General features: G+C 66.6%; 12 protein-coding genes. All 12 read left to right on the top strand.

Annotation, left to right across the window (positions count from 1 at the left end; genetic code table 11):
* The first annotated feature begins 219 nt into the window (after positions 1 to 219).
* The 12 genes from U5798_RS15525 to U5798_RS15470 all read left to right on the top strand — a co-directional run bounded on the left by U5798_RS15525 (position 220) and on the right by U5798_RS15470 (position 15,079).
* Positions 220 to 1,053: a phytanoyl-CoA dioxygenase family protein gene (locus U5798_RS15525; protein WP_027790175.1), complete on the top strand. Its 834-nt coding sequence runs from the start codon at positions 220 to 222 to the stop codon at positions 1,051 to 1,053.
* Positions 1,054 to 1,070: 17 nt separating this feature from the next.
* Positions 1,071 to 1,484 (top strand): RidA family protein, encoded by a 414-nt coding sequence (locus U5798_RS15520; RefSeq protein ID WP_322082571.1) that lies wholly within the window; start codon positions 1,071 to 1,073, stop codon positions 1,482 to 1,484.
* A gap of 212 nt (positions 1,485 to 1,696) precedes the next feature.
* Positions 1,697 to 3,064 (top strand): DUF1329 domain-containing protein, encoded by a 1,368-nt coding sequence (locus U5798_RS15515; protein WP_322082570.1) that lies wholly within the window; start codon positions 1,697 to 1,699, stop codon positions 3,062 to 3,064.
* Between the two features lie 78 nt (positions 3,065 to 3,142).
* Positions 3,143 to 4,987 carry a DUF1302 domain-containing protein gene (locus U5798_RS15510; protein WP_322082569.1) on the top strand — a complete coding sequence of 615 codons (1,845 nt, stop codon included), beginning with the start codon at positions 3,143 to 3,145 and terminating at the stop codon, positions 4,985 to 4,987.
* A 47-nt stretch (positions 4,988 to 5,034) separates the two neighbouring features.
* Positions 5,035 to 7,395 (top strand): efflux RND transporter permease subunit, encoded by a 2,361-nt coding sequence (locus U5798_RS15505; protein WP_322082568.1) that lies wholly within the window; start codon positions 5,035 to 5,037, stop codon positions 7,393 to 7,395.
* A 31-nt stretch (positions 7,396 to 7,426) separates the two neighbouring features.
* Positions 7,427 to 7,711 (top strand): hypothetical protein, encoded by a 285-nt coding sequence (locus tag U5798_RS15500; protein ID WP_322082567.1) that lies wholly within the window; start codon positions 7,427 to 7,429, stop codon positions 7,709 to 7,711.
* Between the two features lie 31 nt (positions 7,712 to 7,742).
* Positions 7,743 to 8,711: a WD40/YVTN/BNR-like repeat-containing protein gene (locus U5798_RS15495; protein ID WP_322082566.1), complete on the top strand. Its 969-nt coding sequence runs from the start codon at positions 7,743 to 7,745 to the stop codon at positions 8,709 to 8,711.
* 41 nt (positions 8,712 to 8,752) lie between these two features.
* Positions 8,753 to 10,234 carry a flavin monoamine oxidase family protein gene (locus tag U5798_RS15490; protein WP_322082565.1) on the top strand — a complete coding sequence of 494 codons (1,482 nt, stop codon included), beginning with the start codon at positions 8,753 to 8,755 and terminating at the stop codon, positions 10,232 to 10,234.
* Complete coding sequence (locus tag U5798_RS15485) at positions 10,235 to 10,912, top strand: c-type cytochrome (protein WP_322082564.1); 678 nt, start codon at positions 10,235 to 10,237, stop codon at positions 10,910 to 10,912.
* A gap of 173 nt (positions 10,913 to 11,085) precedes the next feature.
* Positions 11,086 to 12,216, top strand: coding sequence for a saccharopine dehydrogenase family protein (locus tag U5798_RS15480; protein ID WP_322082563.1), 1,131 nt, complete (start codon positions 11,086 to 11,088; stop codon positions 12,214 to 12,216).
* 42 nt (positions 12,217 to 12,258) lie between these two features.
* Positions 12,259 to 13,812 (top strand): AMP-binding protein, encoded by a 1,554-nt coding sequence (locus tag U5798_RS15475; RefSeq protein WP_322082562.1) that lies wholly within the window; start codon positions 12,259 to 12,261, stop codon positions 13,810 to 13,812.
* 25 nt (positions 13,813 to 13,837) lie between these two features.
* Entirely contained in the window at positions 13,838 to 15,079 is a 1,242-nt protein-coding gene (locus U5798_RS15470; protein WP_322082561.1) for a thiolase family protein, read from the top strand.
* Positions 15,080 to 15,083: the final 4 nt, after the last annotated feature.

Here is a 15,083-nt window from a genome sequence, read left to right as displayed (position 1 = left end):
GGTGTCGTGCGCATGCAGGAAAGCCGAAAGCAGATTGTCATGACGGCGCGGCGGCGCGCGGCGACACACGTTTGAACAAGCAGACGAAACAGGGAATACCCCGTCTTTTTCTTTTAATTATTTTTGTCATGATGACCTAACATAGTCATCATGTTCTACTGATGTGCCGGCAGTGAAGACGAACCGCCGGTTGAGGCTGAACGAATCGGGAGATAGACGATGGATGCAATGAAGCGAAAGGCGTTCTTCGAGGACGGAGCCGTGCTCATCGAAGGGGTGCTCAACGACGAACAACTCGCGCAATGCCGCGCGGTGTTCGACTGGGGGATGGAGAACCCGGGCCCGATGGCGACGACGCTGCTCGACGGTACCGAATACAAGTCGCACAACGACAACGCGAACCCGTATGCAAAGGAGCGGCTCGACGCGCTGGTCGGCACGCTGCCGTTCGGGCAGCTGTTCGCCGACCTGTGGGGCTCGAAGCACGTGTGGTACTTCGCGGAGGAGCTGTTCATGAAGGGCGGCGGCAAGAGCGCACGCTCGCCGTGGCACCAGGACACGTCGTACCTGCCGTGGCAGGGGATGCATTTCGGCAACGCGTGGATCAGCTTCGAACACGTGCCGAAGCGTAACGCGCTGGAGATCGTGCGCGGCTCGCATCACGGTGTGCGGCATGACGGCACGACGTTCCAGAACGCCGAGGATCCGACCGACCCGCTGCATGGCGGCGACGTATGGCCGCGCCTGCCGAACATCGAGGCCGAGCGCCGCGCGGCGCCGGATGCGTACGACATCCTGTCGTGGGAAACGAAGCCGGGCGACGTGCTGCTGCTCCATCCGGGCGTGCTGCACGGCGGCGGCGCGGTCGACGCCGATTTCCCCGATCGCCATACGCTCGTGCTGCGCTTTTTCGGCGACGACGCGGTATTCAGCCCGCTGCCCGACGAAAGCCGCTCGGGATTCACGCCGGCCGGCGTGCTGTTCGTCGAGGAACTTGCCGGGCTGAAGGCCGGCGATCCGTTCCGCGCGCCGTGTTTCCGTCAACTCGTCTGAACCGGGAGATTTTCATCATGGCAGCAACCCCCAAGCGGCAATCGATCGTGCCGGCCGCGTTCCAGCCCTGGTACGACGCGTACCACTTCTCGCCGGCGACGCGCGTCGGCGACACGATCTGGGTGTCGGGCCAGGTCGGCCTCGACGCGCAGATGCAGCCGGCCGACGGCGTGCAGGCGCAGGCACGGATCGCGTTCGAGTGCCTGAAGATGATCCTCGAGGAAGCCGGCGCGAGCCTCGCCGATGTCGTCGAGCTGACGACCTTCCACACGGACCTGCAGCGCGAGACCGAAGGCTTCGCGGCGGTCAAGGACGAGTATTTCCCCGACCGCTACCCGTCTTGGACGGCGGTCGGCGTCACGCAACTGGCGTTGCCGGGGCTGTGCGTCGAGATTCGCGCGGTGGCGGTGGCAGGGTCCGGCAAGGGTTGACGGAAGGCACGAGGGTTTTTCGCCGGATCTGCGTTCCATTCGAATCGTAGTACTGAAGAAATATACGGAAAGGCAATCAGGCGGCAGGCGACCGGCCGGAACCCCGGCCGGCCTCGATCAGGGCGCGACGTCATCGTCGGCTGACGATGACGATCGAAGCAAACGCGTTTCGTCCAGGATGGGCGAGCGAAGGCGGAGCAGGAAGGAGAACCATGATGAAGAAGCATCGTTTCTGGACCACGTCCGCGATCGCGGCCGCTGCATGTATCGCGATCGGCACCGCCGTCGCGGCGGACGACCTGACGCCGGCCGGCGCCGACCGTTCGGCGAGCAAGGACGGCGCGGTGCCGGCTTATGCGGGCAAGCAGTCGCCCGACGCCGGCTGGGAGTGGGGCAAGGTGCGCGGCGATTTCTGGAAGCATCGCAGCGAGAAGCCGCTCTACTCGATCGACGCGGCGAACGTCGACAAGTATGCGGACAAGCTGTCGCCCGGGCAGGTCGCGCTGATCAAGCAGAAGAAGGGCTACCGGATGGACGTCTACCCGTCCCACCGCGAATGCCAGTTGCCGGATGCCGCCGAGCAGAACTCGAAGGCGAACCTCACGGCCGCGAAGCTGGATTCGACCGGCGAAAACCTTGCCGCGGCCGCGTTGCCCGGCGTGCCGTTCCCGCAACCGAAGAGCGGCATCGAAGCGATCCTGAACTACGAGATGCGCTATCGCGGCGAAGGCGTCGAATGGGCGCAGGTCGCCACGAGCATTTCGCCGCGCCCGGGCGGCAGCGAATGGATCGACGCGGTCGGCCCGCAGACGTTCTACTTCCCGTCGGCCAAACTCGGCAAGACCTCGCCGCAGGACGTCGACCAGCTGAGCGTCGCCGTCTACTTCCAGATGAACTCGCCGGCCGCGCTGGCCGGGCAGGCCTTCGTCCAGCGGCAGTACTTCAACAAGGACTCGGAAACCTACTACTACTTTCCGGGCCAGCGCCGCGTGCGACGCATGCCGGCCTATACGCACGACGCGCCGTTGATCGGCTTCGAGAACCAGTACCTGATCGACGAGGCCAACATGATCAACGGCTCGCTCGACCGGTTCAACTGGAAGCTGGTCGGCAAGAAGGAATTGCTCGTCCCGTACAACGCGTTCGGCATGTACCGGTTCAAGAGCAAGCTGCATGATGTGGCGACGCCCGATGGCCTCGCCGCTGCGAACCGTCGCTACGAGACGCATCGCGTATGGGTCGTCGAAGCGACGCTGAAGCCGAGCGCGCGGCACGTCGCGTCGAAGAAGGTGTTCTATCTCGACGAAGACAGCTGGCTCGCGCTCGTCGGCGAAGACTACGACGCGCAGGGCAAGTTGTGGAAGGTTCGGGAAAGCTACCCGATTCCGGTATGGGAGCTCGGCGGCACCTGCGACAACGAACCGCTCGCGCAGTACGACATGATCAACGGCCGCTATGTGTTCGATGCGTCGTCGATCGGCCAGGGCAAGGACATTCGCTGGTTCGGCCAGGCCGACGATCCGCGCTTCAAGCAGGATTTCTACACGGCGGAATCGCTGCGCTCGGTCAGCGAGCGTTGACGGTGACCGGCTGACGGATACAAGGACCGGCGCACGCAACGATCGTGCGCCGGCATCGAACAGGGGCGGAGGTGGATCATGGAACCGGCAAGATTGTTCAGGAATGCTACGGTATCGGTGGCTATGGCGGGCGCCGCGACGTCGAGCGCGTACGCGTATGACTTCACGTTGAACGGCGGGGCCCTGCAGGGCTCGTGGGTGTCGAACCTGACGGCCGGCGCTGGCATCCGGACCAAAAACCCGAGCTGCTCGCTCACCGGCGATCCGAATGCATTCGGTTGCGGTGCGGGTGCGAACACCAACCAGTGGGGTTACGCGGACAACGGTGACCTGAACTACCGCAAGGGCCAGCCGTTCAGCACCTACATCAGCGCGACCAGCGAGCTGCTGCTGAAGATACCGAGCGAAGGGTTGAAGTTCATGGTGCGCGGCACGGGCATGTACGACTTCATGGCCAAGAACACGAACCGCACGCCGTTGTCGAGCACGGCTGCCGCGCAGGTCGTCTACAACGCACAGCTGCTCGACCTGTGGGCGCAGAAGGATTTCACGATCGGCGGGCGCAATGCGCACGTGCGGCTCGGCAACCAGGTTATCAACTGGGGCGAGAGCATGTTTGCGCAGAGCGGCATCAACGCGACGAACTCGATCGACGCGCAGAAGCTGCTGATCCCCGGCTCGCAACTCAAGCAGGCGCTGCTGCCGGCGCCGATGGTGAGCCTGGCGGCCGACCTGTCGCACGGGTTCAGCACCGAGGCCTACTACCAGTTCCAGTGGAACGGCAACCGCTATCCGCCGGTCGGCTCGTACTGGTCGGTGACGAACGGCTTCGGCCGCGGCGCGGAGCCGTTCACGATCAACACGAACAACCTGAACGTAACCGGCCCGAGCGCCGGCACGATCGCCAACGCGATCGGCGGATCGGGCGCGGCGGGCAACCAGGACACGCTCAACGCGATCAAGAACGGGCTCGTGAACGGCACCTACGCCGGGCCGCCGTTCAACGACATCGGCCTGCCGAGCACGACGAACCTGCCAGCGAAATACCGGCCGCAGTTCGGCGTGAAGTTCAACTATTCACCGCGCTCGTTCGACGCGAACTTCGCGTTCTACTACCTGAACTACACCGACAAGTCGCCGGTGCTCGCATCGCTCGCGAACGGCACCGAGCAATGGTCGTATCTCGGCCGGCGCCAATTGTTCGGCGTCAGCGCGAACTTCGGCGTCGGCCCGTGGGCGATCGGCACCGAGCTGTCGTACCGGCCGCGCGATGCGGTCGCGCTGTCGAGCTGCTACGGCGCAGGCGGCCCGCTCGACCTGAACACGAACGGCGTGGCCGGCGTGGATTGCCCGCAATGGGTCGACAAGAAGAAATTCCAGTACGACATCAACGGGCTGCTGGCGCTCACGCGCAGCGAGTACCCGTTCCTGAAGCTGCTCGGTGCCGATTCGGCCGCGCTGACGTGGGAACTGACGTGGATCTACTACCCGGGGCTGAGCTCGAGCGGCGTGACGCGCACCGTCGGCGGGCAGACCGTCACGCAGTTGCCGCAGACCGGCTACCTGCCGTGGCTGAACAACGGATCGGCGGCCGGCTATCCGATCGGAATGGGCCAGGGTACCTCGAGCTCGGTGGGCGCGACGATCGATTTCAACTGGACCTATGACGGCTCGCTGATTCCCGGCTGGCAGGTCACGCCGGGCGTGACGTTCTCCGACGGCCTGTACGGCTACACGCCGACTTTCACCGCGAATTACATGCAGGGTGCGAAGTCGGTGAACGTCTACGTGCTGTTCAACCAGAACCCGCCGAACTGGCAGGCCGGCATCAATTTCACCGCGTTCTGGGGCGGCCACAACACGGTGGGCCAGCCTTATGCGGACCGCAATTTCGTCGGCTTGTTCGTCACGCGGAATTTCTGACGCTGCCGGGTGGCGGATGCCACCGCATTACATGAAGGGGTAACGTCGTGCTCAATCGTCTGGTCAGTCGCCTGGAAAGGCTTTTCTTCGGTCACCGCGCGATCGTGCTCGCGGCGATCGCGTTGTTCACCGTCGCGATGGCCGTGTTCGCCGTGCAGCTGCGCATGGATGCCGGTTTCGAGAAGCAGATGCCGATCGGGCACGAGTACATCCGCACGTTCCAGCAATACCGGAACGACCTGCTCGGCGCGAACCGGATCACGGTGGTCGTGCGGGCCAAGCACGGTTCGATCTGGTCGAAGGAAGGCTTGACGCGGCTGTACAACGTCACGCAGGCCGTCACGTATCTGCCGAATGTCGACCGGATCGGCGTGCGCTCGTTGTGGACGCCGAACGCGTTCGTCAACGAAGTGACCGACGAAGGGTTTCGCGCGGAGCCGATCATTCCCGGCACGGTCACGCCCGACCAGTTGACGCCCGACATCGTGGCGCGCGTTCGCCGCGCGACGACGCTCGGCGGCTATGTCGGCACGCTCGTGTCGCACGGCGAGGAGAGCGCGATGATCACGGCCGAGCTGAACGAGCGCGATAGTGCCGGCAAGGTGCTCGACTACGTTGCGTTCAATCACCTGCTCGAACAGAAGATCCGCAAGCCGTTCGAGGATGCCGGCTACGAGATCCAGATCATCGGCTTCGCGAAGCAGATCGGCGATATCGCCGACGGCGCGACGGCCGTGCTCGGCTTCTGCGCGGTCGCGCTGCTGCTGACGACGCTCGCGGTGTACTGGTACTGCCATTCGGTGCGCTTCACGGTGCTGCTGGTCGCGTGCTCGCTCACGTCGCTCGTCTGGCAGTTCGGCACCTTGAAGCTGCTCGGCTTCGGGCTCGATCCGCTCGCGGTGCTCGTGCCGTTCCTCGTGTTCGCGATCGGCGTGTCGCATGGCGTGCAGCAGGTGAACTTCATCGTCCGCGAGATCGCGCACGGGCAGAGTTCGTTCGATGCGGCGCGCCACAGCTTCAGCGGCCTGCTGATCCCCGGCGTGCTCGCGCTGATTACCGCGTTCGTGTCGTTCATCACGCTGCTGCTGATCCCGATCCCGATGGTGCGCGAGCTGGCGATTACCGCGTCGCTCGGCGTCGCGTACAAGATCGTGACGAACCTGATCCTGCTGCCCGTCGCGGCATCGTGCTTCAACTTCACGAAAACGTACGCGGACAATTCGCTGAAGCGTGCGCAGCAGCGTGCGAAGCCGCTACGCATGCTCGCACGCGTGGCGGAGCCGAAGTACGCAGGCGCCACGGTTGCGCTGACGGTGGCGATCTTTGCGCTCGCCGCGTGGCAAAGCCGCGATCGCGTGATCGGCACGCTGCAGCCGGGCGCGCCGGAATTGCGTGCAGATGCGCGTTTCAACCGCGACGCGACGTCGATTGCCGGCAACTACGACATGGGCCTCGACTGGCTGACGGTCGCGATCGAATCGACCGGCAAGGCCTGCGACAACCCGGCGGTCGGCCTGTACGAGGACGACTTTTCGGCCGCGATGAAGACCGAGCCGGGCGTCGTGTCGGTGCAGTCGTACTCGGCGATGCTGCGCGCCTACAACCAGGGCTACAACGAGGACTTCCCGAAGATGAACGTCGTGCCGATTGCCGCCGAGAACTACGGTGCGGTGTCGGTCGACGTATCGCGCGTGAAGGGCTTCATGAGCCGCGACTGCGGGATGACGGCCGTGCACCTGTTCCTGACCGACCACAAGGCGACGACGATCAACCGGATCCTCGACGACGTGAAGCAATACCGCGCGTCGCATCCGTTCCCGGGCGTCACGGTGCGGCTGGCAGCGGGCAATGCGGGCGTGCTCGCCGCGACGAATGACGAAGTCGAGAAGAGCGAGTTGCCGATGATGCTCTACGTGTATGCGGCGATCCTGGTGCTCGTGTTCCTCGCCTACCGCGACTGGCGCGCGATGCTCGCGTGCTGCGTGCCGCTGTCGGTCGCGACCTTCATCGGCTACTGGTTCATGAAGGAGCTGCAGATCGGGCTGACGGTCGCCACGTTGCCGGTGATGGTGCTGGCGGTGGGGATCGGCGTCGATTACGCGTTCTACATCTACAACCGGCTGCAAGTGCATCTCGCGGGCGGGCAGGACATCGTGAAGGCCGTGCAGCACGCGATGCTCGAAGTGGGCGTGGCCACGATCTTCACCGCGATCACGCTGGCGATCGGCGTCGCGACGTGGAGTTTCTCGGCGCTCAAGTTCCAGGCCGACATGGGCAAGCTGCTCGCGTTCATGTTCATCGTGAACCTCGTGATGGCGATGACCGCGCTGCCCGCGCTCGCATCGCTGCTCGAACGCTGGTTCCCGCGCCGCAAGCCGGCCCGTGCACCGGGCCTGTTCAGCCACTGACGCTGACGAACACCCCGACGGAGATTCAGTCATGGTCAAGACCTTTGCTGTATGCGGCGCGCTTTGCCTCGTGGCGGCAGCCTTCGAACGATTCCATGAAACGGTCGCGGATCGGCCCGCGCCGGTCCACGCGTTCGCGACCGACGCGCAACGCGTCGGTGTGCGCCACACCACGGCCGACGAACGGGCCGTGGCCCCGCCGTCGAACGACGGCGACGCCGGACGCCAGACGGCGGCCGCGCGGGTTGCCGACAAGACCCCCGTCATCGCGCTCGGCGTCGCGCATGCCGGCTGGTCGGCGCTGTTCAGCCACTGATGCCCGCGCATACCACTACGGAGATTCATCCATGATCAAGACGCTCGTTGCCTGTACCGCGCTCTGCGCCGCCGCGGCGGCCTTTGCGCAACCGCAGGGCGGAACGGTCGCGGCCTGGGCCGCGAAGCCCGCGCATGCATGGGCCGCACCGACGCACCGGATGCTGATGGATGCGGCGCGCGCGGGGTCGCGGATCGTCACGGTCGGCGAGCACGGCATCGTGCTGCTGTCCGACGACGACGGCAAGACCTGGCGGCAGGCGCGGCGCGTGCCGGTGTCGGCGACGCTGTCGGCCGTGTCGTTCGCGGATGCGAAGCACGGCTGGGCCGTCGGCCAGTGGGGCGCGATTCTCGCGACCGACGACGGCGGCGACACATGGGTCACGCAGCGGCTCGATACATCGGTCGACCAGCCGCTGTTCTCGGTGCTGTTCACGAATGCGCAGGACGGCATCGCGGTCGGCCTGTGGTCGTTGATGCTGCAGACGCACGACGGCGGCAAGACGTGGGCGCGTACGACGCTGCCGAAGCCGCCGGGCGGCGGCAAGGCCGACCGCAATCTCTATCACGTGTTTGCGGACCCCGCGCACGCGCTTTACGTCGCGTCGGAACAGGGGATGGTGATCAAGTCGACCGACGGCGGCGCGAACTGGACCTATCTGCCGACGGGTGGAAAAGGCACGTTGTGGTCGGGCGTCGCGATGCCCGACGGCCGGATCGTGGTGGGCGGGCTGCTCGGCAGCCTGTTCGAGAGCCGCGACGGCGGCACGACGTGGACCGCGCTGAACACCGGCACGCGCAGCTCGATCACCGATCTCGTCGCCAGCGGCGGCGGGTTGACCGGTGTCGGGCTGGATGGCCTCGTGCTGACGCAACGCGTAGCGGGCGGCCCGTTCGACGTCGCGCAGCGCGCGGATCGCGCGACGCTCACCGCCGCGCTGGTCGATGCGCGCGGCAAGCCGGTGCTGTTTTCGCACGACGGCGTGCTGGCCGCGCCGTGAGTGGAATCCGCAAAAACGAAAGAAAGGGTGGAGTACGCAAGATGAAGAGCAAGTACAAGCCGGACATGCAGGCCCGGCGGCGGATGTTGCGCGTCGCGGCCGCGGGCGCCGCATCGCTCGCCGCCGGCGAGGTGTCGTTCGCCGAAGGCGCGGTGTCGGCGTCCGCCGATCGCGGCGTGTTCGATGTCGTCATCATCGGCGCCGGGCTTGCGGGGCTGACCGCCGCACGCGACCTGAAGCGCGCCGGATGCGAATCGTTCGTCGTGGTCGAGGCGCGCGATCGCGTCGGCGGGCGGACCTACAACCACGATCTCGGGCACGGCGTGGTGTCCGAAGCCGGTGGCCAGTGGATCGGCCCGGGGCAGACGGCGATTGCCGATCTCGCACGCGAACTCGGCGTCGATACGTTCCCGACGTATTACGCGGGCAAGACCGTCGTGCTGGCCGGCGACGCGCGCGTCGCACAGGATTTCCACGGCGGCTCGGGCGGCGACGACGCGCTCGGCGCGAAGCTCGGCGCACTCGCACGCGGTGTGCCGTCCCGCGAACCGTGGACTGCGCAGCACGCGGCGGAGCTCGACAAGCTGACCTACGGCGACTGGCTGCTCAAGCAGGGCGTGACCTACGAGGACGGCTACTTCCTCGGCCTCGCGGCGAAGCTGTCGCTCGGCGGCGCACCGGCCCAGCTCGGGTTGCTGCACTACCTGTCGATGATCAACAGCGCCGATTGCGACTACGCGAAGCTCGAATCGACCAAGGGCGGCGCACAGGAAACGCGCTTCGTCGGTGGCTCGCAGGTATTGAGCATCCGGATGGCGAGCGAACTCGGCGCGTCGAAGGTGCAACTGTCCTGCCCCGTGCGCAAGATCTCGGGCTGGGATCGCGACGTGGTCGACGTGCAGACCGATCGCGGCGTGCTGCGCGCACGGCGCGTGATCGTCGCGCTCAATCCGGCGCTGTGCCAGCAGATCGTGTTCGATCCGCCGCTGCCGGACGGCCGCGCGCAGTTGCAGCGGAACTGGCCGGCGAATGCGCCGATGCGCAAGACGGTACACGTGTACGACCGGCCGTTCTGGCGCGACGACGGCTACAACGGACAAATCTTCGAGGTCGGCGGCCCGGTGTTCATGGCGTACGACAACTCGCCGCCGGACGGCTCGGCCGGCGTGCTCGCCGCGTTCGTCGCGCCGGGCTCGCTGCCGGCCGAGCCGAAGGCCGCCGAACGGACGCTGTCGGCCATCTTCGCGCGTGCACTCGGCGACAAGGCGCTGCACCCGACGCAGTTCCACGACTACGACTGGGGCCGCGTCGATCCGTGGACGCTGCAGTGCATCCACCCGCTGCCGCCCGGCTTCTGGACGAAATGGGGCAAATTCCTGCGCCCGGAAGCCGGCCGGCTGATCTGGTCGGGCACCGAGACGGCCGACCTGTGGGCCGGCGCGATGGACGGCGCGGTGCGCTCCGGGCACCGCGCGGCGTTGCAGGCACTCGGCAAACTGGCCGGCCGCGGCAAGGAGGCCTGAGTGAAACGAACCTGGATGATCGGCGCCGTGCTGGGGCTGGTGTTGGCGGGCGGCGTGGCGGCGGGCGTGCTGTACGGGCCGGATCTCGTCGACGGCATGCGTTACCAGAAAGCGATGGCCGCGATCGGCGAAGCCGACAAGGCCAACGGCGGCGCATGGCCGCAGCCGCAGGAGACGTGCTTCTTCTGCCATGGCGCGCACGGGCAGTCGCAGAACGCGTCGTATCCGTCGCTGTCAGGCCAGCCGGCCACGTATATCGCCGCGCAACTGCGCGCGTTTGCCACGGATCAGCGCCGCAACGCGTACATGGGGCCGCTTTCGCGCGAACTCGACGACGCGAAGATCGCCGCGCTGGCGACCTACTTCGCGCGACAGGCGCCGGCGCGCAACGAGGCCGTGCCGACCGACGCGGCGCTCGACAAGCGGGGATTGGCGCTCGTGGAGGCGCGAAGCTGCCGCGCGTGTCACGGCGCGGCGCTGACGGGAAAGGATCCGGCGCCGCGGCTCGCCGGCCAGGGGCAGCTTTACCTGGAGACGCAACTGGCGGCGTTCCGCTCGGGCGAGCGGCACGATCCGACCGGCGCGATGAACGCGTTGGCTGCGACGTTGTCGGGCGACGACACGCGTGCCGTTGCGCACTATCTGGCCGGCCTGTCGCCGGACGGGGCGGCGAAGTGATGCGCGAAACGCGTCAGGGCCGGGAATACCCTGCCTTTTTCTTTACGCATTATTTTGTCATAGTGACCTAAGATTGGTAATGTGTTCTATAAAAGAGCACGCCGGAAACGAAGCAGCAGTACCCGACTTTGAACCGAACCGGTTCCCGACAATTCACGTTTCAGGAGACAAGCATGGCTAAGCATCCCGTCGTCGTTTATGGCGCAAGCGGTTACACCGGCATGTTGATCATGGATTGGCTGATCGACCAGAACATCCCGTTCACGGCGGTCGCGCGCAATGCGGGCCGCGCGAAGGAAATGATGGCGCAGCGCGTCGTGCGTCTCGAATCCGCGCAATACGAAATCATCGAGGCGGAGCACGACGTCGACGCGCTCGTGAAGGCGTTCAGCGGTGCGAAGGTGGTGTGCAACACGGTCGGGCCGTTCTCCAGCTTCGGGCTCGTCGGCGTCGAGGCGGCGCTGAAGGCCGGCTGTCACCACCTCGATACGACCGGCGAACAGTCGTATATCCGCGCCGTGCGCGACCAGTTCGGCGAGCAGTATCGCCAGGCCGGCCTGCTGGTGTCGTCGTCGAACGCGTACATGTACACGTTCGCCGAGATCGCCGCCGAGCTCGCGCTCGAAACGCCCGGCATCGATGCGCTGGAGACGGCCACGCTGACGCGCGGCCCGCGCGGCGCGGCCGGCGTGAGCATCGGCTCGACCGCGACGATCTTCGACGGCGCGCGCCACGAGTCCTGCTACCTGTGGGAGAAGGCGCTCGTGCCGCACGCCGTGGACGCATCGTTCACCGTCGCGACGCCCGAGCTGATGCAGCCGGTGTTCTGCCTGCCGTGGGGCGGCACGTCGCTGCCCGTCTACTTCGAGCACGATGCGCGCGTGCGCAGCTGCATCTCGTGCGTGGGCTTCTACGACAACAACGTGATGAAGCTGGTGCACCAGTTCGGGCAGAAGTGGGAAGCCGAATACAAGCACCTGCCGCGCGAGCAGCAGGACGCAGTGCTGCAGCAGGTCGTCGCGTCGACCACGCCGACGATGCCGCCGCGCGAGCGCACGACGATCCAGCGCAGCGTCGACTTCGCGATCGGCCGCGGCCAGCTCGCGTCGGTGCGCGCGACCGTGCACGGCGTCACGCCGTACATCTCGACGGGCGCGATCCACGCGGCCGGCGTGCTCAAGCTGCTCGACGGCGATACCGCGCGCACGGGCTTCGCGTCGGGTTCGAAGGCATTCGGCCATCGCTACCTGCTCGGCTTCCTCGAACAGCGCGGGCTCGCGCGCGCGACGGTCACGCAACTGTGACGGCCGCCGCCGCACCGGACCAGACCCAACGGAACTTGTGACATGGCCATTATCGATTTCTACGACCGCGGCTGGCGGCTCAATCCCGACGGCATCGCGTACATCCAGGACGATCGCAACTACACGTTCCAGGAGATCGGCGAGCTGTCGTGCCGCATCGCCAACGGCTTGCTCGCCGCCGGCTTCGCGAAGGAGGCGAAGGCGGCGGTGTGGGCCGACAACGACGTGATCGGCTGGAGCTGCGCGCTCGGGATGTGGCGCGCCGGGCTCGCGTACATTCCGGTGAACGGCCGCAACGCGCCGGCCGAGAACCAGTACGTGCTCGATGCGTTCGACTGCGAAGTGCTGTTTTTCCATCAGGCGTTCGCGGCCGCGATCGATGCGCTGCGGCCGAGCCTGCCGAAGATCCGGCTGTGGGTGTGCCTCGACGCCGACCTGCCGTGGGCGCCGTCGCTGGCCTCGTGGAGCGAGCGCCAGCCGGCGACGCCGCCGGTCGTCGACTACGCGATGGACGACGTCGTCGCGCTGTCGGCCACGGGCGGCACGACGGGCGCACCGAAGGGCGTGATGAACACGCATCGTTCGCTGCAGACGTACTTCGCGCAATTCATGATCGCGATGACGTACGACGATGCGCGCCCGGTGAATCTGGCTGCTGCGCCGATGACGCACACGGCCGGCATGATGTCGCTGCCGTGCACCGCGCGCGGCGGCACGGTGGTCGTGCTGCCGAAGCCCGACCCGGCGCTGCTGCTCGGCGCGATCGTCAAGCATCGCGTGACCGAGTTCTTCCTGCCGCCGACCGTGATCTACCGGCTGCTCGACATCCCCGGCATCGAGCAGGTCGATTTTTCGTCGTTGCGCTACTTCCTGTACGGCGCCGCGCCGATGTCGGTCGAGAAGCTCAAGCGCGCGATCGACGTGTTCGGCCCGGTGATGACGGGCGGCTACGGGCAGACCGAGGCGCCCGCGTCGATCTCGTACCTGACGCCGGCCGAGCACTTCGTCGACGGCAAGCTGGCATCCGACACGCGGCTCGCGTCGGTCGGCCGCCCGAATCCGCTGGTGCGCGTCGAGATCGTCGGCGAGCGCGGCGACGTGCTGAAGCAGGGCGAGACCGGCGAGATCTGCGTGCGCGGCGACCTCGTGATGAAGGGTTACTACCGCGCGCCGGACAAGACGGCCGAGACGATCGTCGACGGCTGGCTGCACACCGGCGACATCGGCCATCTCGATCGCGACGGCTATCTGCACATCACCGACCGCAAGAAGGACATGATCATCAGCGGCGGCTTCAACGTCTATCCGAGCGAGGTCGAGCAGGTGATCTGGGCGCATCCGGCCGTGCAGGACTGCGCGGTGATAGGCGTGCCCGACGAAAAATGGGGCGAGGCCGTGAAGGCCGTGGTCGAGCTCAATGCCGGGCAGCAGGTGAGCGCGGAGGAACTTGTCGCGCTGTGCAAGGAGAAGCTCGGCTCGGTGAAGGCGCCCAAGAGCGTGGATTTCGTCGCCGCACTGCCGCGCAGCACGGCCGGCAAGGTGCTGAAGAAGGACTTGCGCGAACAGTACTGGCAAGGACAGCAACGCAGGATCTGAACCTGCTTCATACGGATTCCATACGATGAGCAACATCTACATCGCCGGTATCGCGATGACCGTGTTCGGCCGGCATCTCGACCGCAGCCTCGACGATCTGGCGAGAGAGGCGCTGCAGCGCGCGTTGCGGGACGCCGGCTGCCACGCCGATGCGATCCGCGCCGCGTTCTACGCGGGCATCACCAACGGCCCGCTGCAGGGGCAGTTGTCGATCCCCGGCCAGGTCGTGTTCAGCAAGATCGGCCTCGAAGGCATTCCGGTGTTCAACGTCGAGAATGCGTGCGCGTCCGGCAGTACGGCGGTGCACCTCGCCGTGCGGCAGTTGCAGTCGGGCGCGTGCGATGTCGCGCTCGCGCTCGGCGCGGAAAAGATGAACGTCGCGGACAAGGCGAAATCGTTCGCGCTGTTCGAGGCCGGCTGGGACGTGTCGCGCGTCGACGAGAATTTCGCGACGCTCGCGCGGCTCGGCGAGGGGATCGAGCCGCCGCCCGGCTCGGAATCCGAGCGCCCGTACAGCCGCTTCATGAAGATCTACGCGGCGATGTGCCGGCACCACATGCACACGTACGGCACGACGCAGCGGCAGATCGCCGCCGTGTCGGCGAAGAACCACGGGCATTCGGTACACAACCCGTACTCGCAGTTCCGCCAGCCGTTCACGATCGACGAGGTGCTGGCGGCCGCGCCGATCACGTACCCGATCACGCTGCCGATGTGCGCGCCGCTGTCGGACGGTGCGGCGGCCGCGATCCTCTGCACGGAGGAAGGGCTGGAACGCATCGGTGCCGACCGCAGCCGCTGCATCCGGATCGCCGCGAGCGTGATCCGCAGCTTCACGCGGCGGGGCATCGACGAGCCGCACAAGCACATCGGCCGGCTCGCCGCGTTGCAGGCGTACGAGCAGGCCGGCGTGGGGCCGGAGGACATGGACGTGGCCGAAGTGCACGACGCATCGGCGATGGGCGAAATCATCCAGGCCGAAAACCTGGGCTTCGTGCCGCTCGGCGAAGCCGGTCCGGCCGCCGAGCGCGGCGAGTTCACGCTCGGCGGGCGCATCCCGATCAACACGTCGGGCGGCCTTGAATCGAAAGGTCATCCGCTCGGTGCGACCGGCATCGGGCAGTTGTACGAACTGGTCACGCAGTTGCGCGGCGAAGCGGGCGCACGGCAGGTGGACGGCGCGCGTCATGCGATCCAGGAGAACGGCGGCGGCTTGCAGGGCGTCGAAGAGGCTGCGCTGGCGATTCACATTCTCAGCAGGGACTGATGGA

The organism is Burkholderia sp. BCC1972, assembly GCF_905339605.1.
GTDB lineage: Bacteria > Pseudomonadota > Gammaproteobacteria > Burkholderiales > Burkholderiaceae > Burkholderia.
Note: the sequence above shows the minus strand (reverse complement) of the source record. Positions and strands in the feature narration are given on the sequence as shown.

Excerpts from the sequence above, each read along its gene's own strand:
- U5798_RS15525 (WP_027790175.1), top strand. The coding sequence starts at position 220 with ATGGATGCAATGAAGCGAAAGGCGTTCTTCGAGGACGGAGCCGTGCTC.
- U5798_RS15520 (WP_322082571.1), top strand. The coding sequence starts at position 1,071 with ATGGCAGCAACCCCCAAGCGGCAATCGATCGTGCCGGCCGCGTTCCAG.
- U5798_RS15515 (WP_322082570.1), top strand. The coding sequence starts at position 1,697 with ATGATGAAGAAGCATCGTTTCTGGACCACGTCCGCGATCGCGGCCGCT.
- U5798_RS15510 (WP_322082569.1), top strand. The coding sequence starts at position 3,143 with ATGGAACCGGCAAGATTGTTCAGGAATGCTACGGTATCGGTGGCTATG.
- U5798_RS15500 (WP_322082567.1), top strand. The coding sequence starts at position 7,427 with ATGGTCAAGACCTTTGCTGTATGCGGCGCGCTTTGCCTCGTGGCGGCA.
- U5798_RS15495 (WP_322082566.1), top strand. The coding sequence starts at position 7,743 with ATGATCAAGACGCTCGTTGCCTGTACCGCGCTCTGCGCCGCCGCGGCG.
- U5798_RS15490 (WP_322082565.1), top strand. The coding sequence starts at position 8,753 with ATGAAGAGCAAGTACAAGCCGGACATGCAGGCCCGGCGGCGGATGTTG.
- U5798_RS15480 (WP_322082563.1), top strand. The coding sequence starts at position 11,086 with ATGGCTAAGCATCCCGTCGTCGTTTATGGCGCAAGCGGTTACACCGGC.
- U5798_RS15475 (WP_322082562.1), top strand. The coding sequence starts at position 12,259 with ATGGCCATTATCGATTTCTACGACCGCGGCTGGCGGCTCAATCCCGAC.
- U5798_RS15470 (WP_322082561.1), top strand. The coding sequence starts at position 13,838 with ATGAGCAACATCTACATCGCCGGTATCGCGATGACCGTGTTCGGCCGG.